This window comes from Idiomarina sp. Sol25 (genome assembly GCF_033052775.1).
In the GTDB taxonomy this organism is placed as follows: Bacteria; Pseudomonadota; Gammaproteobacteria; order Enterobacterales; family Alteromonadaceae; genus Idiomarina.
The window spans coordinates 1-25066 of the sequence record NZ_JAUPEW010000011.1 but is presented as its reverse complement, the minus strand read 5'-3'; the positions used below and the strand labels follow the sequence as shown (position 1 = coordinate 25066).

Here is a 25066-nt window from a genome sequence, read left to right as displayed (position 1 = left end):
CAGAGAAAACGCGCGTGAACTGGTGGACGAATAATAAAGGCGAATTTAATAAGCTGGCTAAACTGACCGGTCCTATTCTCGTGGCTCAGTTAACTCAAATGTTAATGAGTGTCGTCGATACGGTCATGGCAGGGCGTAAAGGCGCGGTTGATTTGGCCGCTGTGTCTGTCGGCGGCAGTATTTTTGTGCCAGCAACGTTATTGGTGTTTGGGCTGGCGCTGGCATTAGCGCCCATTATCTCTCATTTGGACGGCTCAAATTCGCACCGGCGTGTCGCTAACATCTTACAGCAAGGTTTCTACGCTTGCGCCATTGTCGGTGTCATCACCTTACTGGGTATGTCATTAGCGCCCTGGTTGCTCGACATCATGGAAGTCGAAGACGACTTTCGTGCCATTACTCTGGACTATTTGTTTTACATTTCCTGGGGCATACCGGGTTTTGTTATTTATGCGGTACTGAGAAACTTCTGTGAGGGCTTGTCGAACACCATGCCGTCGCTGATCATTGGTTTTATCGGGCTACTGATAAATATTCCGGCAAACTACATTTTTGTTTACGGTAAGTTTGGAATGCCGGAGCTGGGTGGTGCCGGCTGTGGCCTGGCAACAGCTATTGTCTTATGGGGTATGGCACTTTCAATGGTGGTTTATACCTTTACCGCCAAACGTTACAAGCGGTTGCGCTTGCTCCGTCGCTGGTACCGGCCTAACTGGGACGACGTTACCTACGTTATTCGTATTGGCTTTCCTATTTCGATGTCGCTCTTTTTCGAGGTCAGTCTGTTTGCTGCTGTTGCCTTACTAATAGCGCCGCTGGGGCCGACGGTGGTCTCTGCTCACCAGATTGCACTGAACATAAGTTCGTTAGTGTATATGGTGCCGCTAAGTATCTCTATGGCGGTGACGTTACGGGTAGGCTTTGCGCTGGGTGCGGGTAATCCTAAAAACGCCATGTTGAGCTTTAAGCTCGCGATGCTGTTTGGTGGCGTGTTTGCGGGTGTTAACGGTTTAATTATGTATCTGGGCGGTGGTTGGTTAGCCAGCCTTTACACTCCTGACCAGGATATTATTAATCTGGCAGCGACACTGATGGGGCTGGCGGCTATTTTCACTGTATCGGACACCTTTCAGGCCATCTCCATTGGCACTTTGCGTGGCTACAAAGACACAAAATACCCAATGATATTGGCTTTTATTTCGTACTGGCCATTTGGTTTAACCGTTGGTTATATTCTGGGGCTGACCGATTGGGTCGTGCCGGCCATGGGCGCGGCTGGGTTCTGGATTGGCTTTATCAGTGGCTTAAGTGTCGCGGCCGTACTCTTGTCACTGCGCCTACGCCGCGTATCTCGCCGATACGAGCGTAAGCATTTTCGTGAGCAGTTAAACAGCGCTGCTTAACCGCGGCGCTTCGCTAATACCTCAAGCACATCGTCCAGGCTAAGCTCATTAGCTCTCAGCGCAACCAGCAAGTGGTAGAGTAAGTCGGCGCTTTCATTAACCAGCTCGTCTTTATCAGCAGTTGCTGCTGCCAGAGCGACTTCAACACCCTCTTCCCCAACCTTTTGCGCCACTCGTTTTAATCCCTTAGCAAACAGGCTGGCAGTGTAACTTTCGTTGGTATCTCCGCCTTTGCGGTTGGCAATTAACGTGTCGAGCTCATGCAGCAAGGGTTTAGGTGCGTTGGAAAAACAGCTGCGGTTGCCTAAGTGGCAAGTTGGGCCATCGGGTATAGCCTGAATGAGCAAGGCATCGTTATCGCAGTCCGAATATATACCCTCAAGATGCAGGTAGTTTTCCGAGCTTTCACCCTTAGTCCATAAACGTTCTTTGCTGCGACTGTAAAAAGTGGTTTTGCCGGACGACAAAGTTTTTTTAATGGCGTCGGCATTCATGTAAGCCTGCATCAGAACTTCACCTGTTAACGCGTGCTGTACTGTGCAGGGCAGTAAGCCGGACATTTTCTCCCAGGCCAGCCCGTCTATGTTGTTCAAATCAATTTTCATGTCGTCTCCTGAAGCGCTTCAATGGGGCGAACCGCAATATTATTGGCTGCCATTGCGGCTTTGACGTCGCTGATACTGAATAGGTTTTTGTGAAACACCGAAGCCGCAAGAGCACCGTCAACCCGGGCTTTTTGAAAGGCATCAACAAAATGCTGAATCTCACCGGCACCGCCAGACGCAATTAATGGTACAGAGCAATGCTCGCGCAATGCCGACAGCTGTGCAATATCGTAACCTTGACGCACACCGTCCTGATTCATACAGTTCAACACAATTTCACCGGCGCCGCGGGAAATGACTTCCTGTAACCAGTCTTTTGTCTGCCATGCCGATTTGTGCGACTTGCTCTCGTCGCCGGTAAACTGGTGCACTTCGTATTCGCCAGACTGCTCGTTATAAAAGCTGTCGATGCCAATAACAATGCACTGTTGACCAAATTCCTCAACCAGCGTGTTAATTAAATTGGGGTTAAGCAGGGCAGGAGAATTAATGGAAATTTTGTCCGCGCCCATAGACAGCATGGTTTGTGCGTGCTCAACCGACCGAATACCGCCGGCAACGGTAAAAGGAATGTTGATTTCCCGGGCGACTCGCTCAACCCAGGACTTATCCACCGTTCGGCCATCTGCCGATGCGGTAATGTCGTAAAACACCAACTCGTCAGCGCCGCTTTCTGCGTAGCGTTTTGCCAGCGGCAGAATATCACCAATAATCTCATGGTTACGGAATTTAACCCCTTTAACCACTTGTCCGTCGCGAACATCCAGACAAGGGATTATGCGTTTTGCCAGCATGCTAATGCCTCCTGCATAGTGAAAGCGCCGGTAAGTAACGACTTACCTAAAATAACCGAGTCACAGTTCACGGCTTTCAAATCTTTAAGATCATCCAGGCAACTGACGCCACCGGACGCCTGCCAGATCACTTGCGGATAAAGTGCTTTATAGCGCTTATAAAGCTCAACATTGGTGCCGGTCATGGTGCCGTCTTTACTGATATCGGTGCACAGTACATGGCGGCAGCCTAAGTCCAGATAACGGTTGAGAATGTCATCCAGTGTATGCGTGCTGGCCTGTTGCCAGCCGTGGGTAGCGACCATGGCGTTGCCGCTCTGGTCAATATTCACATCCAGTGCCAGTACAATTTTTTCACCGCCGTAGGTCTGGAACCATTGTTTTACTCTGTCTGGGTTATTAACCGCGGTGGAACCAATTACGGCACGTTCAATACCGGCTTCAAACAAGGCTTCCAAATCCTCCGTTGTACGAATTCCGCCGCCAGCCTGACACCTCATACCGGAATCTGAGGCGAGTTTAGCCAGCAGCTTCTGCTGGCGCTTGTCCGGGTCTTTAGCGCCGTCTAAATCCACCAGATGAAGCCACTCGGCACCCGCTTCTGCATAGAGCTGAGCCTGACCCAGCGGGGTTAAATCAAACTCGGTTTTTTGCGCGAAATCGCCCTGATACAGGCGTACCACTTTGCCGTCTATTAAATCCAGGGCAGGTATCAGCATAATGTTAACTCCAAAAAACGTTTCAGCAGAGCTTCGCCAGTCTTACCTGAACGCTCAGGGTGAAATTGCGCACCAAAATAGTTGTTGTGCCGTATCATAGAGGCAAAGCGCTCTCCGTATTCGCTGCTGGCAATAGTATATTCATCAACCGCCACGGCAAAACTGTGCACGAAGTAGCAATAACTGTCATTTCCCTGGACTAGCGGATTATCTGCGGTTGGTTGCAGAGTATTCCAGCCCATATGCGGTAAAGGCAGACCAGAATCGCGCAGGCGTTTGGTTTTTGCCGGAATTAAATTCAGGCAGTCAACGTCACCTTCTTCCGAGTGTGAGGTCAGCAATTGCATACCCAGGCAAATACCCAACACTGGCTGGGTTAACTCCCGCAGCGGCTCAACGAGTTGCTTGCGCTGTAAGTTACGCATAGCCGCTGCAGCTGTACCAACGCCGGGCAAAATAACCCGGTCTGCGGCGCGTATTTGTTCTGCATCATCGGTAATAAGCACTGAGTAGCCCAAACGTTCGACCGCAAAGCGGACAGATGTCAGGTTGGCACACTCGGTATCGACAATCACCACATTCATGCCAGCATCCCCTTACTTGAAGGCAGCTGTTGGTCTCCGGTTTTGGTAATGGCCTGACGCAGTGCCCGGCCAAATACCTTAAACAGGCTTTCGACCTGGTGGTGGGTATTACCCTCGGTGGTCGACAAGTGCAGACTCATTGCCATAGCATCGGTTAATGAACGGAAGAAGTGCTCCACCATTTCGGTTGATAATTCACCCACTTTGTCGCGGGTGAAATCTGCTTCCCATTTCAAATAAGGGCGGCCGGATAAATCGATCAGACATTCCGCCCGGCATTCATCCATGGGCAGAGCAAAGCCAAAGCGACCAATGCCGCGCTTGTCGCCAAGTGCTGAGCGCAATGCCTGACCTAGCGCAAGGGCGGTGTCTTCAATAGTGTGGTGATCGTCAATGTGCAGGTCACCCTTAACCTTAACCGAAAGCGAGAAGCCCGCGTGTGTGGCTATTTGCTCAAGCATGTGGTCAAAAAAGCCAATACCGGTATCAAATTCGCGCGGAGCCTGACTGTCTAAATCCACCTTAATATTGATGTCTGTTTCCCGTGTGGTGCGTGTAACCGACGCTGTACGCGGGTTGTCCAGTAGCTGGTGTACAATGGCATCCCAGTTGAGTTCGGTGCGGCTGTAACGCAGGCCTTCAATACCCATGTTTTCAGCCAGCTGCAGGTCAGTTTCACGGTCGCCAATAACGTAGGAGTTTGTAAAATCGACACGGCCTTCTTTCAGGTACGACTTTACCAGCCCAAGCGCAGGCTTACGGCAGCTGCAGTTATCACTGTCAAAGTGAGGGCAGATCAAAACATCGTCAAAGCGAATACCTTGTGACTCAAACACCGCCATAATCAAATTATGTGGCGCGTCAAAATCAGCTTGTGGAAAGCTGTCTGTACCCAGGCCATCCTGGTTGGATACCATCACCAGCTGATAACCAGCCTGTTGCAGCTTCAGCAAAGCCGGTACTACGTTCGGTTCAAACACCAGTTTCTCAACGCTGTCCAACTGCTTGTCTGTGGCCGGCTCTTCAACCAGGGTGCCGTCACGGTCAATGAATAAAATAGGCTTCTGGCTCATGAAAAATAGTCCTTCAACTGTTGAATCAGTTCGTCATTTTCGGCGGCGCTGCCAATAGTTATGCGAACAACGTTTTCCAACCCCCGCTGCGCCGACTGATTACGTATTAATAGGCCGTTATCGGCAAGTGTCTTCACTAAACCAGCGGCATCTTCACATTGATACAGTAAAAAGTTCGTGTCACTTTCCGATACCAGGGTCAGTGGTGTTTGTTCTAAGGCTGTTTGCACCCGGGTACGTTCGGCTAATAAAGCCGCTACCTGTTGCTGAAGTCGCTCAAGTGAGCTTGTCTGCAAAGTCTGAACCGCAATTTGCACTGTCGGGTCTGGCAAAGGATACGGCGCCAGAACTTTCTGCAGTAGCTCAATGATGTCGTCATTCGCCAGCAAAAAGCCGCAACGAATGCCGGCCAGAGCAAAGGCTTTCGATAAGGTACGTAACACCACCAAATTCGGATAACGTTCCAGCCAACTGACAACGCTGTCACCAGAGCTGAACTCAATATAGGCTTCATCAACTACCACAATAGAGCTTGGCGAATGTTGCAGCACTTGTTCAATATCATCGGTATTTAGCGCATTTCCCAACGGGTTTGAAGGCGAGCAGAGAAAGATGACTTTGCACCCAGCAGCAGCTTCTATAATCGATTCCGTATCCAACTGCCAGTTGTTCATCTCTCCGCTATTTAGTAAGGGAACCTCAGTAACACCAACGGCAAAGGTTTTAGCTGAGATAGCGTACATACCGTAAGTGGGCGGGCAAATCAGTACCTTGTCCTGGCCCGGCTCACAAAAAGCTCGTATCAGTAACTCGATACCTTCATCCGAACCGCGGCTGCTTAACACTTGTGAAGCTTCAACTCCGGCGTATTCAGCGTATGCCTGATTCAGCGGCTTAGACTGAAACTCCGGGTAACGGTTAAGTTTGCTGTCATCAACATTGTACGAGTTACTGTACGGCGATTCGTTTGCGTTCAGCCAGATATTGCCGCCGCTCATGCTGCGCCGTGCAGAGGCGTACGGTGTTAGCTGCTTCAGGTGCTGGCGCTGTAACTGCTCAACAATACTCATAGTTTGCTCTCCGTACTCTCAGTCTCCGTACGAATAGTCACGGCACGCTTGTGCGCATCTAAACCTTCAACGTCAGCCAAAGTCGTAATGGCTTCTGCTAACTGGCGCAATCCGTCCTGGCTGGCTTCCTGTACCGTATAACGACGGTAAAAGTCGACCAGCCCAAGGCTGCTGTAATTGCGGGCATAGCCGTAAGTTGGCAGCACGTGGTTGGTACCGGTGGCATAGTCACCGCCGGATTCCGGCGTGTAGTGACCGACAAAGACAGATCCAGCACGGGTCAACTGTGGCAGTAGATCACGCGCGTTATCCGTCTGAATAGAAAGGTGCTCGGGCGCATAGGTTTCGCTAATGGCTATGGCTTCATTCATATCTGAAACCACCAGCAGACGACTTGCCTGCAAGGCCTGCTCGGCAATGTCGGCGCGACTTAGTTGAGCGCATTGTGCAATCAGCTCCTGCCGTACGTTTTCTGCAACCGTCATTGACGGCGTAAGCAAAATAACCTGAGAGTCCGGGCCGTGCTCGGCTTGTGACAGTAAATCCGCCGCCACATAAGCCGGGTTTGCACTGTCATCAGCAATAACCAGAAGCTCTGAGGGGCCTGCCGGTAAATCCATAGCACAACCGCTGTCATTCTGGCTGACTTGTTGCTTGGCTTCGGTAACAAAGCTGTTTCCCGGACCAAAGACTTTACCTACAGCAGGCGATGACTCTATGCCGTACGCCAGCGCGCCAATTGCCTGAGCGCCGCCACACAGCAGAATATCGGTTACGTCGCAACGCTTAGCCGCGTAGAGCAGGGCGGCTGGTAATTCGCCTTGTTTATTAGGTGGGCTGACCATAACCACACGCTGACACCCGGCAATTTGCGCGGGTACACCCAGCATTAGGGCAGTAGAAGGCAGGGTGGCGCTGCCACCGGGAATATACAAACCAACCGAGTCTAAAGGTGCATAACGCAGTTCACATTGCACTCCAGGCGCGGTTTCAATGCTTAAATTCTGCGGGCACTGCGCTTCGTGAAAGCGGTAAATGGTCTGGTACGCGGTATCTATAGCGCGCTTTACTTTGTCATCTAAACTCGCAATGGCGGCTTCTACCTGTTCATCGCTCATTCGCAGTGAGGTCGCATCCGGGTTATCGAACTGGCGGGTATAATTCAGTACCGCGCGCTCACCGTTATCACGTACGTCACTCAGAATAACTGCAACTTTCTCTCGCAGCGACTCTGCCTGAGCCTGTCCGGGGCGCGCTAAACGATGAGCTTGCTCCGCTGACGACAGGCTTTGCCATTGTTCAATGGGTATCCGTAATTCACTCATGATCACCCCATCATTTTTTCAATAGGCAATACAAGTATCGAACTGCAGCCCATAGATTTAAGGTCTTCCATGGTTTCCCAGAATAGCTTCTCGGTGCTGACCATGTGCACGGCAACTTGCTCGTCTGTGTGGCTTAGCGGCAGAATGGTCGGTGTTTCCGCGCCGGGTAATAGCTCAACCACTTGCTCTAATTTGTTCTTTGGCGCGTGCAGCATAATGTATTTACTTTCCCGCGCCATTTGCACGCCGTCTATACGGGGCAGCAACTGATCTATCATGGCCTGCTTTTCTTCCGACAGGCTGTCAGCACGTTGTATTAACTGTGCCTGAGAACGGAATATCACGTCTTTTTCGACTAACCCATTTGCTTCCAGCGTAGCACCGGTGGAAACTAAGTCACATATCGCTTCGGCAAGGCCCGCACGGGGAGCAACTTCCACAGAACCGGTCAGCATAACCGTACGCGCATTCACGCCGTTGTCTTTCAGGTAACGCTTAAGCAACTGCGGGTAGGTGGTGGCAACTCTTAAGCCGTCTAAGTCTTGCAATGACTGGTATTGGCTTTCTCTTGGCACCGCCAGCGACAACCGGCACTGACCAAACTCAAGTCCGCGTAATGGCTGATACGCCGCGACGGAATCGGTTGCAATCCGTTCTAACCGGGCTTCTTCCAGCACGTTTTCGCCAACCAGACCTAAATCAACTACGCCGTCCATAACCAGACCCGGAATGTCATCATCACGTACGCGCAGTAAATCGATAGGATGACTCGTGCTGTGCGCAATTAAACGTGCTTCGTTAACACTAAATTTAACGCCGCAGGCATTCAGCAATGCCATAGATTCCTTACTCAGTCGTCCTGATTTCTGTATCGCAATGGTTAAACGGTCAGTCATAACAGCTCCTAAAATGAAAAACCCCCGAAGGTATATGCCTTTCGGGGGTTGTATAGTCAATCGAAAGGCTAGCGTTTATACGGCTAGCCCAAACATTAAGTTCACGGCTAGGCCATACAGTTCCAATGATGATGATGGTGGCTGTGAACAAAACGCATAATTAACACTCCAATAAAAATAGTTTTACTTCGTAAAGTTGTATAGCACTATAACAGCTGAGAAATGTAATGCAAGAGTAAACTTATTGGTTATTTAGTCGATATAGGCTTATTATTTAATCGGTGGTTGTATAGTCAAATAACAGAATTCATTCTCTGCGAGGCGAAAGACAACAACAATGGCTAACTTTGATGCAATGGTTCCGCTTATCCCCAAAGACACCCGTGTGCCTGTGGATTTCGCCCGTGAGCAGATGAAAATAAACCAGGTTGAAAAGATCCAGGAGCTTCGTGCAACTAGCGAAGAAGAAAATTCGACCATTAACGAAGATAAACAACGCGGAGACAATCAGCATCATCAACCACAACAGCAAGCGTCTCCACAAACCGAACCTGAAGAGGCTGCTGACGATGATGAAGCTCCGGTTTCAGGCCATATAGACACCTACGCCTGAGCAAACATCTATGTCATAATACGTGCCTATTTCTTCGGTGGTATAGGTTATGGCGACGGTTTTATCAGTATTTAAGCCAACAGGCGAGCTCGCACAAGCAATTACAAACTTTCAGCCTCGAGCCGCTCAGCAGCAAATGGCAGAAGCGATTGCCGCTACCGTAAAGAAAAAAGGTGAGCTGGTCGTTGAAGCCGAAACCGGCACCGGCAAAACTTTTGCGTATTTGGCTCCTGTACTACTGGGCAAAGGCAAAGCTATTGTTTCTACCGGTACCAAAAACCTGCAGGAACAGTTGTTCCACCGGGACTTACCCACTTTAAGAAAAGTGCTGGCGCCGGAAAAAGTTGTCGCTTTATTAAAAGGCCGTTCAAATTATTTGTGTCTGCACCGCATGGAACAGGCAACCCAACAGGCCGGACAGTTCAGTAAAGACATTCAAAACCAGCTTATTACGGTGAAGCGCTGGGCGACATCCACGCGCAGTGGCGATGTTGGCGAGTTGAACGCCTTAGCGGAAGACGCCTCGGTATTACCGCAAGTGACCAGTACGCAGGACAACTGCCTGGGGCGGGACTGTCCGGTGTACGAAGACTGCCACTTAGTGAAAGCGCGCAAAGAAGCCATGGAAGCCGATATTGTGGTGGTGAACCATCATCTGTTCTTTGCCGATATGGCGCTAAAAGACACCGGTTTTGGTGAGCTTATTCCGAGTGTCGACACCGTGGTTTTCGACGAAGCTCATCAAATTCCGGACATTGCCAGCCAGTACTTTGGCGAAACGGTTTCCAGTCGGCAACTGACAGAAATGTGCGAGGAACTGCAGCGTTTATGTATGACCGAGCTGAAGGACTTGTCGCAGGCCAGCGCAATGGCACGTACGCTATTGCAAGCTTTGAAAGACTGGCGATTATTATTTCCGCGGGATCCTATGCGCGGCAATTGGAGAGACTGGCGCAAAAAGCCCGACGTTGCCGAGGTTGCTGAACGGGTGCAGGAGCGGTTAACTCTGCTGACCGACGTGATGAAAACCGCTATAGGCCGTAATAAAGATTTTGATAATTTACATGAACGCGCTGAACAGCATCTCACTATTTGGCGCCAGTTAATGGACGTAGACCGCACCGGCTACAGTTTTTGGTTTGAAACCACGCCTCGGCACGTCAGTTTGCATCAAACACCGCTAAGCGTCGCCAAGACTTTCGGTGGCTATATCAAGCGCAATAAAATGAGCTGGGTATTTACCTCGGCTACTTTGGCGGTTAACGGTAAGTTTGACTACTTTACCAAGCGTTTAGGCATAGATGACGCCGATACCTTGTTGCTGGAAAGCCCGTTTGATTTTGCTAAGCAGGCCAAGCTGTGTTTACCGCGTTATTTGCCCGAGGCGAACGATCCGAACCGACATCAGATGCTGACCGAAATTGCCGAGCAGTGCGTTAAGGTGAACCGCGGCGGGACTTTTTTGCTTTTTACCAGCCACCGTATGCTGCAGCAAATGGCGGCAATATTACGCGACCGGCTGGATCGCGACATTCTGGTGCAGGGCGAGTCCGGCAAAACAGAGCTGCTGGAGACCTTCACCAAAAAAGGTAATGCCGTGCTGTTGGGTACTTCGTCTTTTTGGGAAGGGGTAGATGTGCGGGGTGAAGCCTTGCGCTGCGTTATTATCGACAAACTGCCGTTTGCCTCGCCGGATGATCCTTTGCTGAATGCACGTGTTGAAGATGCCCGTTTGCGTGGTGTCGATGCCTTCAGCACGATACAATTACCGCAGGCAATAATTGCGTTAAAACAGGGCGCAGGACGGTTAATTCGCGATAAAGATGACTCCGGTGTGTTAATTGTTTGCGACAGTCGTTTAGTAACGCGCCAATACGGTAAGCAGTTTTTATCCAGCTTGCCGGCTATGTCACGAACCCGGGATTTAAATGAAGCGCTGAGTTTTTTAGCGCAGGTTGCAGAGAAAGATGAAACCAATAATGACGAACTTATTAGCAGTTGATACGTCGACTGAAAATTGCTCAGTGGCTATTCGCTGGCAGGACAGCTTCTTTAGCGAAGCAATAGAAAGCCCGCGGGAACATTCGCAGCGCTTACTGCCTTTTGTTGAGCAAATGCTGCAGCAGGCTAAGACCGAATTAAATCAGCTGGACGGGCTGGTCGTTGGCGTTGGCCCCGGCAGTTTTACCGGCGTACGGATTGGTGTATCTATGGCGCAGGGCCTGGCTTTTAGTGCCGAGTTACCAGTGTTTCCGGTCAGTAGCTTGCAGGCATTAGCGCAGCAAGCCATTCGTAAACACAATGCAGAAGCGGTTGTTGCCTGTATAGATGCGCGCATGGGTGAAATTTATTACGCCTTGTACCGTAATAATAATGGTCTTGCCGAACAAATAACGGAGCCTGCCGTTGCTGAACCCTCTGCAAGTTTATTTGCAGGACATAATGTTCAGGGCTTCCATACTGCGGGAACTGGCTGGGACAACTACGCCGGTACGCTGGACCCTAAGCAGGAATTAAAGCACAGCATGGATTGCCGGTTACCGCTGGCGGAAGACATGCTGACAATAGCAACTAAAGGTTGTGTTTCTGCGGTCGATGCAGAGAACTTAGAACCTTTGTATGTTCGTAATGAAGTGACCTGGAAAAAATTGCCGGGTCGATAACTTGTAGAATGGCACTGAACTCGCCATAATAAAATCAGTCTTACTAACAGATGAGTCATCGTTGACGTGCGAATAAATCCGCAAGCGGTTCAGCCGCTAAACAGCCAGCAGCAAGGGCCACAAAGGCCTGCGCCGGATGATCAGCAACGCCAGGAGCAGAACCCGGCGAAAGTTGCTGATACCCGGCAGGTAGTGCCTGATGTCCGGCAAAGTCAGCGGCGCGCAGAACGGTGGGAATCACTTAATACGTTTTACGATGAGCCACCACAACGTTCTCAAAAAGCACTTAATGCTTATCAAAACATAGCGTTAAGCGAGAAAAGAGAGCAAATTACGTCAATGTTTGGTGTTGATGTTTACGCCTGAGTGAGGTCTGTTATGAAAACGATATTTGCAGTGTTAACGACACTGGTACTGGTTGGTTGCTCTTCAGTTCCTGATGAGCTTGCCAGTGATAATGAAGAAGCGTTGGTGAGTTATAAGGTTGCCAAACATCAGGGTAATGAGGTGGCAGGTGAGCCAGCCCGTTGGGGTGGTGTTATAGCCGATGTCCGCAACGCCGAAGATCATACCGTACTTGAAGTTGTCAGTTTCCCACTGAAACGTTGGGGGCGTCCTGAGGTTAGCGATAACAGCGACGGGCGTTTCTTAGCTGTAATTAATGACTTTGTTGACCCCGATGTCTATCAGCAGGGCCGGGCAATTAGTTTTGTCGGTACTATTGGTCAAACCCAGCAGGGCAAAATTGACGAATACGTTTATACCTACCCGGTTATTGAAGCAACGGGGTATCACTTGTGGAAGGTTGAGAAACAGAAAAGTCATGTAGAAGTTGACTATTCACCACTGTGGTTCCGTCATAACTTCTATTCACCTTATTATCCTTACCGTTATCCGGTTCCGGTACGTGTTCGTGTGCAGGACAACTCGGGTACTCCGGCTAAAAACCGCAACTAATTCGTTCTTTAATGGATTATCGAGAGGCTTTAGAGCAGGCTACCCCGGTCAGTTATCAACTGGACTGGGGTACGCTTCGCGGGCTGTGCTGGGGCGATCCTAACGACATAAGAGTTGTTGCAACTCATGGTTGGTTAGACAACAGCCACAGCTTCTTACCTATAGCCCGCTACTGGTCACCTGACAAAGGTGGCCTTTTAGCGCTTGACTGGCCTGGTCATGGGCACAGTGATCACCGTCCGATGGGAAACTATTATCATTTTATCGACTATGCTTATGATTTATGGCAGCTGATTCAGCAGCAGGGCTGGCAGAATTTAACCTTGCTGGGCCATTCTATGGGCGGGTTTGTCAGCAATGTGGTTGCGGCATTATGTCCGGAGCGTATTCAGCAATTACTATTAGTTGAAGCCTTTGGGTTACTGGTGTCTGACGGAACGAATGCGCAGGAGCAATTGAAACAGGGCTTTTTAAGTCGCAAAAAACTGCAAACACCGCGCTGGCGAAGCTACGCAGACTTCGACTCGGCGGTAGAGGCCAGAGCCGCCCAGGCTGACTTTTCAGCCAATTTAGTCCGGTTAATTGTTGAGCGTGGCTGCGAGCGCGACGAATATGGCCGCTGGCACTGGCGAGCCGATGCCAGAGTAAAGACAACATCGGCCTACAGGTTACCGAGCTCGGCGGTGGATGACATATTTGAGAAATTAACCATGCCGGTGACCGTTGTGCGTGGAAGCCGCGGTTACGATCAGTTAGATAGCGCGTTTAAGCGATGGCAGGATAAAGTTTCTGGCTTAAGTTGTAAGACATTGGAAGGTGGACATCATGTACATATGGAACAACCTGAAAAAATAGCTGAACTGCTTAAATCGTACGTTTAGCAGCTGGTAACGACTAGGATTCACTGGTCGGATATGCGATGATTGCGCCACTGAAAATAACTATAAATAGTGAGAGGCGGAGCCTTTTATGGATAAAATTTGGTTGGAAAACTACCCAGCGGGAGTACCGGAAACAATTGATCCGGATCACTTTGCGTCGCTGGTTGACATACTTGAACAGTCCATTGAAAAGTACGGCGAGAAAACGGCTTTCGTGAACATGGACTCAGAAATGAGTTTTAAAGAACTGGGTCAGAAAACTCGCGACTTTGCCGCTTACTTGCACAGTACTGGTCTGAAAAAAGGCGACGCTGTTGCGGTTATGATGCCAAATTTACTGCAATATCCTGTGGCCTTGTTCGGCATTTTGCGAGCAGGCATGACTGTGGTTAACGTCAACCCACTTTATACTCCGCGCGAGTTAAAGCACCAGCTGGTAGATTCCCAGGCAAAGGCTCTGGTTATTCTGGAAAACTTTGCTCAAACTTATGAAAAAATAAAAGAAGAAGCTCCACTCGATTTAGTCATTACCACGCAAATTGGCGATCAGTTACCTTTGCTTAAGCGCTGCTTAGTGAACTTTGTGGTTAAGTATATCAAGCGTATGGTGCCTTCTCATAAGCTAAAAGGCACGGTGAGTTTTAACCAGGCACTGGCAAAAGGTACCGCGGCGGATTATAAACGTCCTGAAGTGAGCGGCGATGATATTGCTTTTTTACAGTACACCGGCGGCACAACGGGTGTGGCCAAAGGCGCTATGCTGTCGCACCGTAATATGGTTGCTAACCTGGAGCAAGTCTCCTCGGTTATTACTCCCATAATGAACGACGGCGAAGAAACCATTATTACCGCCTTGCCGCTGTATCATATCTTTGCGTTAACCGCGAACTGCCTTACCTTTATTAAGCATGGCGGCAAGAACGTTTTAATTACCAACCCGCGCGATATGCCTAATTTTGTGAAAGAGCTGAATAAGTACCCTTTCTCAATGCTTTCAGGTGTTAATACGTTATTTAATGGTCTACTAAATACCAAAGGTTTCAAAGACGTTAACTTCTCTAATTTAAAAATTGCCCTGGGTGGCGGTATGGCGGTTCAGCGGGCAGTGGCCGAAGAGTGGGAGCGGGTAACCAAGTCTCGTTTGCTGGAGGGGTACGGTTTAACCGAGTGCTCTCCTGTGGTTACTGTTAATCCATATGACATTGAGCATTATACGGGCAGTATTGGTTTACCTGTGCCAAGTACCGATATGCGCATTGTTGATCCTGAAACTCGCGAAGAAGTCGCTTTAGGTGAACCCGGCGAGCTGGAAGTGAAGGGCCCACAGGTTATGGTGGGCTACCTGAACCGTCCTGACGCGACAGCAGAATCAATTAAAGATGGTTGGTTTGCAACGGGTGATATGGCCACTGCTGATGAGCGTGGTTACTTCAAAATTGTGGACCGTAAAAAAGACATGATTTTGGTTTCGGGCTTTAATGTTTATCCAAACGAAATTGAGGACGTGTTAGCTGAGCATCCTAAGATTCTTGAGTCGGCAGCTATAGGTGTGCCACACGAGTCGTCTGGCGAGGCTGTAAAAGTCTTTATTGTTGCGAAAGACAAGTCACTGACCGAACGTGAAGTTATCGATTTCTCCCGCGAAAATTTGACTGGTTACAAAGTGCCTAAACTGGTTGAGTTTCGTGACGAATTGCCTAAATCGAACGTCGGCAAAATAATTCGCCGTGAATTACGCGAAGAAGAGGACGACGCTTGACTCTACCGTTAGAATTACCCGAGTCGGTACGACAATACCGGCTCGTTACCACCACTCACGATCTCCAGGATCTCTGCCAGCAAGCGAAACAATGCGGTTGGTTTACCATCGACACAGAGTTTGTGCGCGAACGCACTTACTACGCTCAGCTAGGCTTATTACAAATTCATGCAAATGGGATTACGGCTGTTATTGATCCGCTGGCGGATATTGATTTAGAGCCTTTATGGCAATTAATTTCCGGCGATGAAGTCGAAACGGTATTGCATGCCGGTGGCGAAGATATTGAGTTGTTTTTCCAGCAAAGCAACGGTCGCCAACCCAAACAAATTTTTGATAGCCAGATAGCCGCCGGTTTTTGTGGTTTGGGTGATTCAATGGGTTACGCTCGCTTGGTCGACGCGTTGTTTGACGGAGTTGAGCTGGACAAGAGCTTGTCACGCACCAACTGGCTGAAACGCCCGTTAAGTGACGAACAATTGGACTATGCCGCTGCCGATGCCAGTTATCTGGCGATAATGTACCCGTACCTTAAAGCTCTGTGTGAAGAGAAAGGGGTGCTGGATATTGTGTACGAAGAGTCACAAATTCAGGTGCGTAAACGCACACAAAGCTGGCCGGATGATCTGCTCTATTTGGGCGTAGGCAATGCCTGGCAGCTGAACCCGAGGCAACTGGCGGCGCTGAAAATTCTGACGCCCTGGCGTTTACACAAAGCGCGTGAGCGCGACATTCCGCTGGGCTTTATTGCCAAAGACGGGGTATTGCTTGAGCTAGCCCGAAGAATGCCAAAAAGCGATGACGAGCTAAGCCGAATTCCCGATTTAGCGCCTATGTCACGTAAGTATTCAGGGCGGGACATTATTCGCTGTATTCAGCAGGCTAAACAAGTGCCTGAAACGGAACTGCCGAAAACTCTTGAACGCCTGGACGATATGGACGGTTATAAACCAACCTTTAAGGCTATAAAAAAAGCGGTTACCGAACTTGCCGAAAGCCTGCAGGTTCCGGCGTCGTTAGTGGCTTCGCGTAAGCAAATTAACGACATGATTAACTTTCACTGGCAGTATTCAACGCAACAACAGCAACGTTTGCCGCAACCAGACTTACTGGTGGGTTGGCGCAAGCAGGCAATTGGGGCAGAATTACAGGCTATTGTTAGTCGGGCCTGAGCCCATATTCAGGAGAACAGCCATGCTGTGTGATGTTTATCGCAGCTCGAAGAAAACGGATACCTATTTGTACCTGCCTCACGGCGACGAATTTACCGAAGTGCCTGACGTTTTGCGCGAGCAGTTTGGTCGCGCAGAAAAAGTTCTGACATTAAACTTGGCGGGCCGTGAACAGTTGGCTCGTTTAACGGTCGAAAAGTTACAGGAACATTTGCATAACGACGGCTACTACTTGCAGTTGCCGCCGAAACGAGAGGAACTTCAATTCAATGTTAACAAATAAAATAAAAGTGGCAGGGCTGGCTTTTTGTCTGGCCTCTTCATTTGCGTTCAGCGCGCCGGCTTCCGCGTATCAGGAAGCTGAGGATAAAGCAAAAAAAGAGTCCAGCGAAGAGGTTAATCAACAGTTTGCCACCTACGTTGAAGCTCTGAAAGCAGAAGCCATTGAAAGCGGCTATAAGCAGGACACTCTGGATAAAGCGTTTGCCAAAGTGAAGTATTACGAGCGGGCAGTCGAGCTGGATAAAAACCAGCCGGAATTTAAGCTAACTCTGGATACCTATCTGCCACGTGCTGTGCCGGAATGGAAAGCGGCAAAAGCGCTGGAAAAATACAACGAGCACAAAGAACTGCTTGAGAGAGTTGGTAAAGAGTACGGCGTACAGCCGCGCTTTATTGTGGCGTTGTGGGGCATTGAAACCAACTTTGGCTCGTTCACCGGTGGCTTTGATGTGGTTTCTGCATTAACCACGCTGGCTTTTGATGGGCGTCGTGAAGCATTTTTCAAGAAACAGCTTTGGGAAGCCTTAACCATTATTGAAGACGGCCACATTGAACCGGAGCAAATGAAAGGATCATGGGCTGGCGCTATGGGTCAGACTCAGTTTATGCCCAGCTCTTTCATGAGTTACGCCGTGGACTACGACAACGACGGCAAAAAAGACATTTGGGGCAGCTACCCCGACGTATTTGCGTCAGCCGCTAACTATCTAAGCTCAGTTGGCTGGAAAGACGACGTAACCTGGGGACGTCAGGTACAACTGCCTGAAGGTTTTGATGAGTCATTAGCGGGGCTGGACACCAAGAAAAAATTAGCCGAGTGGGCCGACTTAGGTGTTACGCGTTTTGACGGCTCTGAGTTGCCATCGCGTGCCGATATCGACGCCTCAATAGTGATTCCTGACGACAAAGAGGGCCGAGTTTACCTAGCTTATGCTAACTACGACGCCCTAATGCGCTGGAACCGTTCACACTACTTTGTGGCTGCCGTGGGCTATTTGTCCGACCGCATTCGTTTTCCAAGGTAATGCCTTGTCGGTATTAATGAAATGGTATGAGCAGCCGCTGCATACACTCAGTCATGCACAGTGGGAAGCCCTGTGCGACGGCTGTGGGCAGTGCTGCTTAAACCAATTGCAGGACGAAGAAGACCACCTTTATTCCACCAATGTTGCCTGTCGGTTATTAGACACCGACACCGCATGTTGCAGCGACTACGCTCACCGAAGCCAGCGCGTACCCGAATGCGTTACCTTAACTCCTGACAATCTCGACGAGGTTTACTTTATGCCCGCCAGTTGCGCGTATCGGCTACGGGCAGAAGGGCAGCCTTTGCCTGAATGGCATCCGTTAAGGCATGAGGGCAGCAAAGAGCCAATGGAAAAAGCCGGCTATCATGTAGCCGGCCATTGCGTAAGTGAAGCGAAGTTTAAGGGCGACCTGGAAGACAGAATAGTAACCTGGCCCTTGTCTTAGCGCTGGTATTAAAACGGATTATTTGTGGTAAAGCACCAGCCCGTCTTTTTTCGTGAACGACGAAATAATGTGGCAAATGGTGACAATAATGGCGATGAGCAATAAGCCCGCAAAAATCACCGTCATCCAGCCCGGCATACCTAATCCCAGCCATTGCCAGTCAATGTCACCGCATAGTCCTGGTGCCGCAAAAAGACCAGGCATCCATTCGTGCAGTGGTGCCCAGCTGGGGAAATTAGGTGCACTTTCACACACCGCAAAGAACGCGTTTTTCGAGGTTTGGAGATCCCAATGGTCGTAGGCAATTAATAAGCCCTGATAACTACTGTAAAGCCAGCCAATTAAAGCCGCCCAGCGCGTTAACCAAAGCCCGGAGCCAAACAGGCCGACAATAGCAGACAAGCCAATACCGACAACCGCCATACGTTGATAAACACACTTTACGCAGGGCTCTAAGTTAAGAACCATCTGGAAGTAAAGTGCGGCGCCCAACAGGCCTGAACATCCTAAAAATAACAGTAACCAGGCAAAAGGTTTGTTAGGCCACTGACCCACAGACAGCATGATGATTTTCCTTAAGAAACTGTAAAAACGTAGAAACCATACCCAAATAGCGTGGTGTTGTCGATATAAAGCCAGAAGTTATCTTGTCCGACCTCACACAAGGCTGCTAGAATCCTTTTATTAGTTAGTTCACAGGCGGGAATATGATAATAAAAGCTAAAAGTCCGGCGGGTTTTGCCGAGGAGTACATCGTAAAATCTATCTGGAACGGGCATTTTGCACCCGGCACTATTCTACCCGCTGAACGAGAACTGTCTGAACTCATTGGCGTAACGCGAACCACCCTGCGTGAAGTGCTGCAGCGTCTGGCGCGCGACGGCTGGCTGACCATTCAGCACGGCAAGCCCACCAAAGTGAACAACTTTTGGGAAACCTCCGGCCTGAATATTCTGGAAACCCTGGCGCGCCTCGACGAAGACGGTATGCCGGAGCTAGTCGACCAGCTGTTGTCTGCGCGCACCAACATTAGCGCTATTTATATTCGCGCCGCCATTCGCCATAACCCCAAGCGAGTTCTGGAGCTACTGGAACCCACCAGCGAGCTGGAAGACAACAAAAAGACCTTTGCCGAGTTCGACTACCAGTTGAACCACGACTTAGCCATGGCCTCGGGCAACCCCATTTATGTGCTGGTACTGAACGGCTTTAAAGGCCTGTACTCGCGTATTGGGCAGTATTACTTTTCGTCGTCTGAAGCCCGTCAGCTGGCCCGCGACTACTATGAAAACCTAATTGCCGTAACCCGCGAAGGCGACTACAACGAATCCGTGAACCTGGTTCGCCGTTACGGTTACGAGTCCGCTGAAATTTGGCATAGCCTGCGTGGTGATATGCCGGATGATTTGGTGGGTTGATTAAGCTGGTTTTCCGGCTTTTCTGATAAAAACTGATTTTGTTAATTAATGCCTGATAACTCTTTTTGAGTTGTCAGGCTTTTTTGTTGCTTTTAATTTTTAACCCATTTAGTGTCAGTTGCATACGTAATATTCCTACGAAATAGTAATGGAAATCGAAGTAACAAGACCAAAGCAATTTGCAGATATGGCTGGTGAAGGCAACAAAAAGAAAAGGAGTATCGAATGGAGTATTTTTACTTACTAAGCTTATTAGGGCCGCTTTCATTAGTTGTTGTTCTCTTTATGCTTCGCTCATCGCGTTTAAATAATCCAAAACATGTTTTGCAAGAAACGGGAGACTCTGTACGGATTCTTCATACTCCTTTGGCCAGGATCGTGCCTTCGCTTGGGAAACTCATTAACAAACACAATGTAGCTCGTATTCAGAAAGCTGACAGAATTGTGACTGTTTTTAATCAAGGCTCAAATGCAATTGATATCACTCTGTCGAAAAAACATACCGATATGGTGTTTAACCGGGCTGGCTCGTTATTTCCAATTGCTGAGAAAGTGGTTATCAATAGCTAGTATTGGGCATACTCGGGCTGTTCAATGCTGTTGTTGAAAAAGATTAAACTTTAACCAGTATCTGCCGTTAACAAGTTACGGGCTATACTAAAACCAAGCTATAGCCGGACTTTTCAGGAGCAATATTATGTCAATTACTACAGGTAATAGCACCTCTGTAACGGGCTCTGGTAAGCAGAACAGCACTGCAAAAACTGATGATAACGGCAACAGTATGAAAGAGATGGCAGCGCAGTCTAAACAGGCAAACAATGCTGGCATTTTACGCGCTCATGAGCGGGTATCGCTGAACAGTAATAATGACTCGCTCAGCTTACTGTACAAAACGGCGCTGGAAGGTATTAACGCCGAGCTGGAACCGGTAATGGGCAAAAACGCCACGCAGAAAATTTACGATTCCGGTGTTGATACTTCTCCCGAGGCCACGGCAGATCGCATTGTTTCTTTTGCGACCAATTTTTATGGCCGCTACAAAGAAATGAACCCGGGCGAATCGGAAGAAGACACTCTGAATAATTTCATGGAAGCTATTACTGGCGGTATTGAAAAAGGCTTTGATGACGCCAAAAATATTCTTACAGGCTTACAAGCGTATGAAGGCGAAGTCGAAAGTGGTGTCGACAAAACCTACGATTTAGTCATGAAAGGCCTGGACAATTTCCGCGAGAAAATACTGGAACAGGCGGCTAAGTCAGAAGAGTCTGATAACAGCGCTGAGGACTAACTGCAATGCTTCTATAGCGCATGACAGGGAATGAAGTATGGCTTTACTAAAACATGTTTAAGCGATTACGCAATTGGTTTGAGAACAGACGCATTAGAAAAATGGGGTTCACAGAAAGTGAGTGGGAGTCAGCGGTAGCAGACTGGCCGGTAATGGCGCGTTATCAAGGGGCGGAGCGCGATGCTCTGCGAGATATGAGCTTCCGTTTTCTGGTTCGTAAAAACTTTGCGTCAGGCGGAGATTTTCAGTTCACCGATGCGATGTGCCTAAAAATAGCGACCATGGCCTGCGTACCTGTTCTGCATCTTGGGTTAGATTGGTACGATCATTTATATAGCATTATTCTTTACGAAGGGGACTTTGTTCCTAATCGTCCGTATCGTAGCGACGACGGCGTTGTTCACCCTCAAAGCCCTGGGTTAAGCGGTGAAGCATGGCTGCGCGGTCCGTTAATTCTCTCCTGGCAGTCGGTATGTCAAACAGGGCCTCATGCTCGTCATGGAAAAGCCAGTAATGTTGTTATTCATGAGTTTGCCCACAAACTCGATATGTTGCGCGATGGTGCCAACGGCGCGCCGCCTATGCATCCGGATATGAAGCCCGGCGAATGGCACGATATTTTTTCGGCTGCCTGGGAAAGGCTGCAGAGCGATTCTATCCATCATAGGCCGTTACCGCTTGATGGCTATTCGTTAACCAGCCCTGCTGAATTTTTCGCGGTATGCAGCGAAACCTTTTTTGAAGACCCACAGAACATGAAAGAGCACATGCCCGAGGTTTACCGGTTGTTATGTCAGTTCTACCGACAGCGTCCTTGCTGACGAATATTGTTGTGCTCCAACAGCGCGTGCGGCTTAATCCGTTGTAACAGCTAGTTCCATGGCAATCCGTTCGCCTTCTACTGAATCGACCTCCTGGGGCTTTTTAATACGCACCCGGTCAGCAGATATACCGCTATCCGAATGGTTGACCAAAGCGTCGCGTACAGCCTCTGCACGTGCATTTGCAATGGCTTTGAGCTCATCATTTGTAATCGACTGCGCGGCTATAACCTTTTCAGCTAAGTGGTTGCGATAGGCCAGCGCGTCGAATGTCGCTTCATCGGATGACTCACTTGGTTTTTCAGTGAAACGATCTTTTACGGCTTTGAGTTCTGTGTCCGGATAATGAGAGGAAAATATTGCCTCCATAGCGTCCTGACTCGACTCGCTTGTCAGGCTTGGTTCCTCTACCTCGCTTCCTTCTTCCGCCAGACGTTGCCGTAAAACTTTCGCTGCTTTATCTTCTTTCAGAGCCGGAGCATCGAAAGCCCGGTTGAATGGACCGGCGAGCTCGAGGGCCAGAGCCGGACGCTCGTTGAGAGCCTCGCGAAGCTTAGCGATGCGTTCGCGCTGGGGAGGGAGTAAGTGGGTGCGGCCCTCCAGAAATTCGACTTTACCCATCTCTTCTGAGTCCGCGCCCACTAGGTTAGCCAAAAAGCTGAAAGGTGCGGTAACGACAGACTTAATAGCGTCTCCAATGGCCTGTTGGATAACTTTGCCAAAGTCGAACTGCGGGTTGCCAACATCTCCACTCACCGGAAGATTTAGGTCAATGACACCGTCGCTGTCCTGCAGCAATGCAATGGCGAGGTCCAGCGGTAGATCCATCGCGTCGCTGGATTCCATTTTTTCACCCAGTTTCAGGTCATGTAGCACCAGGTTATTTTGGCCATCGAGCTTCGTCTTATTAACGGTGTAGTCGAGATCAATATCCATCGTGCCGGCTGCTATTTTTCGGCCGGCAAAGTTCACGGTGTAAGGAGAGTACTCCGGGATCTGAAGATTACGGAATCTGACATTAATACTCGTCTGGCGCGTTGGATGCCAGGCGTGAACGGTGCCGTTTACCTGTGCCAGGCCATATTCTGCGACCTCGCCTTCCAGCTCCACCCGTGCCGGCTCAGACGAATTTGAACTCAAAGTAGACACTTCTCCGCTTAGCGTATGAATACTTGTAGAGAAGGGCAGCGGCAGAGAGTTATCAGCAAACTGAATGTCTCCGTCAGACAGTTCAACACCTTCTATAGTGATACCGAACGGTTTGGTTTCCTTGCTTTTACTCGTATTGTCTTTTGTGTCTGCCTGCGCATCAACGACAAGCTGTCCGAAGTTAGTGGTTTTGTCCTGGTTAATGACCACCCGGCCGGATAAACCTTTAACGACAATAGGCGCTGTTTCAATCTCTTTGTTTGCTATGTTCAAATCAAACTGTTCGGTTTTAAGGCTATCCCATCCAAGGAGAGTTTCGTCGTTAGAGGCTTCTTTGATATTCAGTGTGTTAATGTTCGCAGTGCCTTTAAAAGCAAAAGGTTGTTGTGCATTGGTACTCATTTTCCCATTCAGGGTTAGTGTTCCGTTTTCGAGCTGCACGTTCATAAACTGCTGCAGGTAAGGTGCCGCCTGTTTCAGTGCCAGTTCATTGATACTGGCATTCCCTTCCAGAGCGGCACTCGGCAATAATTGAAAGGTTCCGTCGAAGGCGAGTTTACCGCCCTTTGTAAGCTGACCATTCAGGCGCAGCGGGAAGCTCGCGTCATTTTGTAGAGTGAAATCCTTTACGGAAAGGCCTATGTTCTGCAGAGCCAGTGACACCTGTTTGGGCTCGGCATCGTCAGCAGCTGTTACGTCTTTTAGATTGTCAGCGAAACGCAGAACACCGTTTTCCAACTTAAAGTCTCTGATGCGTAAGGCAGGCATTTCCGCAGATTCTTCTTTCTCTGACTCTGGGCCAGAGCCATCGGCGGCGAGACGAGATAGGCGCGTTTCACCTGAGGCAAAGCGTTCTTCCTGAATCATTAGCTTGTCTATGCGAATTGCTTCGATAGCCCAGGTTTGGTCAATAATACTCGACCATTCTAGGTTGACAAACAGATTGCCCCAGCCAAGTAACTGCCGATCATCTTTGTCATTTAGCGCAACGCCGTTCACTCGAAGCGTTAGTGTATAAGGGTTGGTTTGTACCGACTCTATGCGCAACTCGCGGCCAAAATCTTTTTTAGCCGTATTCACCGCAACGTACTGGATTATCCAGGGTAAGGCAAAAAAGCCCACTAAGGTATAGAGAATAACCAGTACCAACAGCCAGAACCGAATGCGACGCGGGGAGGCCCATTTTTCTCGCAGATAATCACCGAATTGACTGAATGAGCTGCCGTACATAATATAGCCTCCGCTAAAGCGAACAATACTGCACAGTGTAGTCGTATCAGTGCTCAACGTCACTTTCGTGTAACCCGAGGACTGTCGAAGCACCATTTCCACAGATGCCAGTTAAGTAAGCCATAGAATAAAAACGCAGCGCCAGACCGTTTGGGGACACGAGTTGCAGTGGTTGATACGAACTTATATTTACTGGGTACCTTCGGCGGTTATATGGCTGATAAGGTATGGAAAATTTACAAAACCTAAATAAAGGATATTAATAGTGAAAAATGGATTTTTTTGATAACTGCGATATTGTTCAGTGTGTCTGCTTTTAGCCGTGAATTCGTTCAAAATGGTTCCTCAATGGAGCCGACAATAAAAGCCGGGCAGACAGTTGAAATAGGGATTCTCTCGTCTTTTGGCTATGAACCCAGCCGCTGGGATGTGGTGGCTGTAAAAAATCCTCAACAATTTAACCTTTTGGTTTTTAGAGTCATAGGTCTGCCCAATGAAACGATTCGGCTCGAAGAAGATGGTGTCTATATAAATGATGAGAAAGTAAAGCTACCAGAAAAGCTGATTGAGTCTGGAGTGCATTACTTGCCGGCTAGCGCCGTTATAAAGCGAAAAAAGTATTCTAATAACGTCTATACAACAGACGAAGAAGAATACTTTCTTCTTGGTGATAACACAGTTAATGCAAATGATAGCCGTTTTGAACTTGGTATTATTCATCGCAGTTTGATACTCAATAAAGTTGAGGGTGATCTTTAATAAAAACCGCTGGGCTATATGGGAGCATAAGCTGAGAGCTTTTTCGGGGGTAGTGTTCAGAATTCTGTGTCATTTCGTTAAACTAAGCAAAAAAGAGATGACATATGACCAAAACCAATTTCGACA

Annotated in this window: 27 protein-coding genes; 17 read left to right on the top strand and 10 right to left on the bottom strand. The window is 49.0% G+C overall.

The window, feature by feature from the left end; translation table 11 throughout:
* The first annotated feature begins 14 nt into the window (after positions 1-14).
* Entirely contained in the window at positions 15-1403 is a 1389-nt protein-coding gene (locus Q5L94_RS12445; protein ID WP_317498710.1) for an MATE family efflux transporter, read from the top strand.
* Here the strand turns inward: Q5L94_RS12445 and hisIE are convergent.
* Genes hisIE through hisG form a run of 8 tightly spaced genes read right to left on the bottom strand, consistent with a single transcriptional unit; the run spans position 1400 to position 8469 of the window.
* The gene (gene hisIE / locus Q5L94_RS12440) at positions 1400-2008 is read right to left on the bottom strand and encodes a bifunctional phosphoribosyl-AMP cyclohydrolase/phosphoribosyl-ATP diphosphatase HisIE (protein ID WP_317498709.1); all 609 of its coding nucleotides are present in this window, start codon (positions 2006-2008) and stop codon (positions 1400-1402) included. The two genes, Q5L94_RS12445 and hisIE, sit on opposite strands and share 4 nt — an antisense overlap.
* Positions 2005-2802, bottom strand: coding sequence for an imidazole glycerol phosphate synthase subunit HisF (gene hisF, locus Q5L94_RS12435; protein ID WP_317498708.1), 798 nt, complete (start codon positions 2800-2802; stop codon positions 2005-2007). The genes hisIE and hisF overlap by 4 nt, the downstream gene beginning before the upstream one ends.
* Positions 2784-3521 (bottom strand): 1-(5-phosphoribosyl)-5-[(5-phosphoribosylamino)methylideneamino]imidazole-4-carboxamide isomerase, encoded by a 738-nt coding sequence (gene hisA / locus Q5L94_RS12430; RefSeq protein WP_317498707.1) that lies wholly within the window; start codon positions 3519-3521, stop codon positions 2784-2786. The genes hisF and hisA overlap by 19 nt, the downstream gene beginning before the upstream one ends.
* Positions 3515-4105: an imidazole glycerol phosphate synthase subunit HisH gene (hisH, locus tag Q5L94_RS12425; RefSeq protein ID WP_317498706.1), complete on the bottom strand. Its 591-nt coding sequence runs from the start codon at positions 4103-4105 to the stop codon at positions 3515-3517. The genes hisA and hisH overlap by 7 nt, the downstream gene beginning before the upstream one ends.
* Positions 4102-5178, bottom strand: coding sequence for a bifunctional histidinol-phosphatase/imidazoleglycerol-phosphate dehydratase HisB (gene hisB, locus Q5L94_RS12420; RefSeq protein WP_317498705.1), 1077 nt, complete (start codon positions 5176-5178; stop codon positions 4102-4104). Before hisB ends, hisH begins: the two co-directional genes overlap by 4 nt.
* The gene (gene hisC / locus Q5L94_RS12415) at positions 5175-6248 is read right to left on the bottom strand and encodes a histidinol-phosphate transaminase (protein ID WP_317498704.1); all 1074 of its coding nucleotides are present in this window, start codon (positions 6246-6248) and stop codon (positions 5175-5177) included. The genes hisB and hisC overlap by 4 nt, the downstream gene beginning before the upstream one ends.
* The gene (gene hisD / locus Q5L94_RS12410) at positions 6245-7573 is read right to left on the bottom strand and encodes a histidinol dehydrogenase (protein ID WP_317498703.1); all 1329 of its coding nucleotides are present in this window, start codon (positions 7571-7573) and stop codon (positions 6245-6247) included. Before hisD ends, hisC begins: the two co-directional genes overlap by 4 nt.
* Positions 7574-7575: 2 nt before the next feature.
* Entirely contained in the window at positions 7576-8469 is an 894-nt protein-coding gene (hisG, locus tag Q5L94_RS12405; protein WP_253620387.1) for an ATP phosphoribosyltransferase, read from the bottom strand.
* A 337-nt stretch (positions 8470-8806) separates the two neighbouring features.
* Between hisG and Q5L94_RS12400 the strand changes: the two genes are divergently transcribed.
* From Q5L94_RS12400 to Q5L94_RS12350, 11 genes are all read left to right on the top strand, one after another.
* On the top strand, positions 8807-9082 hold the full coding sequence (locus tag Q5L94_RS12400; RefSeq protein ID WP_317498702.1) for a hypothetical protein: 276 nt from the start codon (positions 8807-8809) through the stop codon (positions 9080-9082).
* A 49-nt stretch (positions 9083-9131) separates the two neighbouring features.
* Positions 9132-11084, top strand: coding sequence for an ATP-dependent DNA helicase (locus Q5L94_RS12395; protein WP_317498701.1), 1953 nt, complete (start codon positions 9132-9134; stop codon positions 11082-11084).
* On the top strand, positions 11062-11745 hold the full coding sequence (tsaB, locus tag Q5L94_RS12390; protein ID WP_317498700.1) for a tRNA (adenosine(37)-N6)-threonylcarbamoyltransferase complex dimerization subunit type 1 TsaB: 684 nt from the start codon (positions 11062-11064) through the stop codon (positions 11743-11745). The genes Q5L94_RS12395 and tsaB overlap by 23 nt, the downstream gene beginning before the upstream one ends.
* A gap of 66 nt (positions 11746-11811) precedes the next feature.
* The gene (locus Q5L94_RS12385; protein ID WP_317498699.1) at positions 11812-12111 is read left to right on the top strand and encodes a hypothetical protein; all 300 of its coding nucleotides are present in this window, start codon (positions 11812-11814) and stop codon (positions 12109-12111) included.
* Positions 12112-12123: 12 nt separating this feature from the next.
* Complete coding sequence (locus Q5L94_RS12380) at positions 12124-12702, top strand: Slp family lipoprotein (RefSeq protein ID WP_317498698.1); 579 nt, start codon at positions 12124-12126, stop codon at positions 12700-12702.
* 11 nt (positions 12703-12713) lie between these two features.
* Positions 12714-13583, top strand: coding sequence for an alpha/beta hydrolase (locus Q5L94_RS12375; protein ID WP_317498697.1), 870 nt, complete (start codon positions 12714-12716; stop codon positions 13581-13583).
* Between the two features lie 88 nt (positions 13584-13671).
* Positions 13672-15342, top strand: a complete 1671-nt coding sequence (fadD, locus tag Q5L94_RS12370) for a long-chain-fatty-acid--CoA ligase FadD (RefSeq protein WP_317498696.1) — start codon at positions 13672-13674, stop codon at positions 15340-15342.
* Positions 15339-16514 carry a ribonuclease D gene (rnd, locus tag Q5L94_RS12365; RefSeq protein WP_317498695.1) on the top strand — a complete coding sequence of 392 codons (1176 nt, stop codon included), beginning with the start codon at positions 15339-15341 and terminating at the stop codon, positions 16512-16514. The genes fadD and rnd overlap by 4 nt, the downstream gene beginning before the upstream one ends.
* 22 nt (positions 16515-16536) lie before the next feature.
* A complete protein-coding gene (locus tag Q5L94_RS12360; RefSeq protein ID WP_114981984.1) occupies positions 16537-16797 on the top strand; it encodes a YcgL domain-containing protein in 261 nt (86 codons plus the stop codon).
* Positions 16784-17821 (top strand): lytic murein transglycosylase, encoded by a 1038-nt coding sequence (locus Q5L94_RS12355; protein ID WP_317498694.1) that lies wholly within the window; start codon positions 16784-16786, stop codon positions 17819-17821. The genes Q5L94_RS12360 and Q5L94_RS12355 overlap by 14 nt, the downstream gene beginning before the upstream one ends.
* A gap of 4 nt (positions 17822-17825) precedes the next feature.
* Complete coding sequence (locus tag Q5L94_RS12350) at positions 17826-18269, top strand: YcgN family cysteine cluster protein (RefSeq protein ID WP_411161941.1); 444 nt, start codon at positions 17826-17828, stop codon at positions 18267-18269.
* An 18-nt stretch (positions 18270-18287) separates the two neighbouring features.
* Here the strand turns inward: Q5L94_RS12350 and dsbB are convergent, their stop codons facing one another.
* Positions 18288-18833: a disulfide bond formation protein DsbB gene (gene dsbB / locus Q5L94_RS12345; RefSeq protein WP_317498693.1), complete on the bottom strand. Its 546-nt coding sequence runs from the start codon at positions 18831-18833 to the stop codon at positions 18288-18290.
* 143 nt (positions 18834-18976) lie between these two features.
* Here dsbB and fadR point away from each other — a divergent pair, with 143 nt between their 5' ends.
* The 4 genes from fadR to Q5L94_RS12325 all read left to right on the top strand — a co-directional run bounded on the left by fadR (position 18977) and on the right by Q5L94_RS12325 (position 21802).
* Positions 18977-19687 carry a fatty acid metabolism transcriptional regulator FadR gene (gene fadR / locus Q5L94_RS12340; RefSeq protein ID WP_011235053.1) on the top strand — a complete coding sequence of 237 codons (711 nt, stop codon included), beginning with the start codon at positions 18977-18979 and terminating at the stop codon, positions 19685-19687.
* Between the two features lie 225 nt (positions 19688-19912).
* Positions 19913-20257, top strand: coding sequence for a hypothetical protein (locus tag Q5L94_RS12335; RefSeq protein WP_317498692.1), 345 nt, complete (start codon positions 19913-19915; stop codon positions 20255-20257).
* Positions 20258-20384: 127 nt separating this feature from the next.
* Positions 20385-20981: a DUF5610 domain-containing protein gene (locus Q5L94_RS12330; protein ID WP_317498691.1), complete on the top strand. Its 597-nt coding sequence runs from the start codon at positions 20385-20387 to the stop codon at positions 20979-20981.
* Positions 20982-21034: 53 nt separating this feature from the next.
* Entirely contained in the window at positions 21035-21802 is a 768-nt protein-coding gene (locus Q5L94_RS12325) for a zinc-dependent peptidase (protein WP_317498690.1), read from the top strand.
* Positions 21803-21835: 33 nt separating this feature from the next.
* Here the strand turns inward: Q5L94_RS12325 and Q5L94_RS12320 are convergent, their stop codons facing one another.
* Positions 21836-24181 carry a DUF748 domain-containing protein gene (locus Q5L94_RS12320; RefSeq protein WP_317498689.1) on the bottom strand — a complete coding sequence of 782 codons (2346 nt, stop codon included), beginning with the start codon at positions 24179-24181 and terminating at the stop codon, positions 21836-21838.
* 282 nt (positions 24182-24463) lie between these two features.
* Here Q5L94_RS12320 and lepB point away from each other — a divergent pair, with 282 nt between their 5' ends.
* Positions 24464-24940, top strand: a complete 477-nt coding sequence (lepB, locus tag Q5L94_RS12315; protein WP_317498688.1) for a signal peptidase I — start codon at positions 24464-24466, stop codon at positions 24938-24940.
* Positions 24941-25066: the final 126 nt, after the last annotated feature.

Coding starts and splice junctions, on each gene's coding strand:
- Q5L94_RS12320 (WP_317498689.1), bottom strand. CDS start 24,181: ATGTACGGCAGCTCATTCAGTCAATTCGGTGATTATCTGCGAGAAAAA.
- Q5L94_RS12330 (WP_317498691.1), top strand. CDS start 20,385: ATGTCAATTACTACAGGTAATAGCACCTCTGTAACGGGCTCTGGTAAG.
- hisC (WP_317498704.1), bottom strand. CDS start 6,248: ATGAGTATTGTTGAGCAGTTACAGCGCCAGCACCTGAAGCAGCTAACA.
- fadD (WP_317498696.1), top strand. CDS start 13,672: ATGGATAAAATTTGGTTGGAAAACTACCCAGCGGGAGTACCGGAAACA.
- Q5L94_RS12360 (WP_114981984.1), top strand. CDS start 16,537: ATGCTGTGTGATGTTTATCGCAGCTCGAAGAAAACGGATACCTATTTG.
- tsaB (WP_317498700.1), top strand. CDS start 11,062: ATGACGAACTTATTAGCAGTTGATACGTCGACTGAAAATTGCTCAGTG.
- dsbB (WP_317498693.1), bottom strand. CDS start 18,833: ATGCTGTCTGTGGGTCAGTGGCCTAACAAACCTTTTGCCTGGTTACTG.
- hisD (WP_317498703.1), bottom strand. CDS start 7,573: ATGAGTGAATTACGGATACCCATTGAACAATGGCAAAGCCTGTCGTCA.
- hisH (WP_317498706.1), bottom strand. CDS start 4,105: ATGAATGTGGTGATTGTCGATACCGAGTGTGCCAACCTGACATCTGTC.
- Q5L94_RS12380 (WP_317498698.1), top strand. CDS start 12,124: ATGAAAACGATATTTGCAGTGTTAACGACACTGGTACTGGTTGGTTGC.
- Q5L94_RS12375 (WP_317498697.1), top strand. CDS start 12,714: ATGGATTATCGAGAGGCTTTAGAGCAGGCTACCCCGGTCAGTTATCAA.
- hisF (WP_317498708.1), bottom strand. CDS start 2,802: ATGCTGGCAAAACGCATAATCCCTTGTCTGGATGTTCGCGACGGACAA.
- hisIE (WP_317498709.1), bottom strand. CDS start 2,008: ATGAAAATTGATTTGAACAACATAGACGGGCTGGCCTGGGAGAAAATG.
- hisB (WP_317498705.1), bottom strand. CDS start 5,178: ATGAGCCAGAAGCCTATTTTATTCATTGACCGTGACGGCACCCTGGTT.
- Q5L94_RS12400 (WP_317498702.1), top strand. CDS start 8,807: ATGGCTAACTTTGATGCAATGGTTCCGCTTATCCCCAAAGACACCCGT.
- fadR (WP_011235053.1), top strand. CDS start 18,977: ATGATAATAAAAGCTAAAAGTCCGGCGGGTTTTGCCGAGGAGTACATC.
- Q5L94_RS12395 (WP_317498701.1), top strand. CDS start 9,132: ATGGCGACGGTTTTATCAGTATTTAAGCCAACAGGCGAGCTCGCACAA.
- Q5L94_RS12355 (WP_317498694.1), top strand. CDS start 16,784: ATGTTAACAAATAAAATAAAAGTGGCAGGGCTGGCTTTTTGTCTGGCC.
- Q5L94_RS12325 (WP_317498690.1), top strand. CDS start 21,035: ATGTTTAAGCGATTACGCAATTGGTTTGAGAACAGACGCATTAGAAAA.
- Q5L94_RS12335 (WP_317498692.1), top strand. CDS start 19,913: ATGGAGTATTTTTACTTACTAAGCTTATTAGGGCCGCTTTCATTAGTT.
- hisG (WP_253620387.1), bottom strand. CDS start 8,469: ATGACTGACCGTTTAACCATTGCGATACAGAAATCAGGACGACTGAGT.
- hisA (WP_317498707.1), bottom strand. CDS start 3,521: ATGCTGATACCTGCCCTGGATTTAATAGACGGCAAAGTGGTACGCCTG.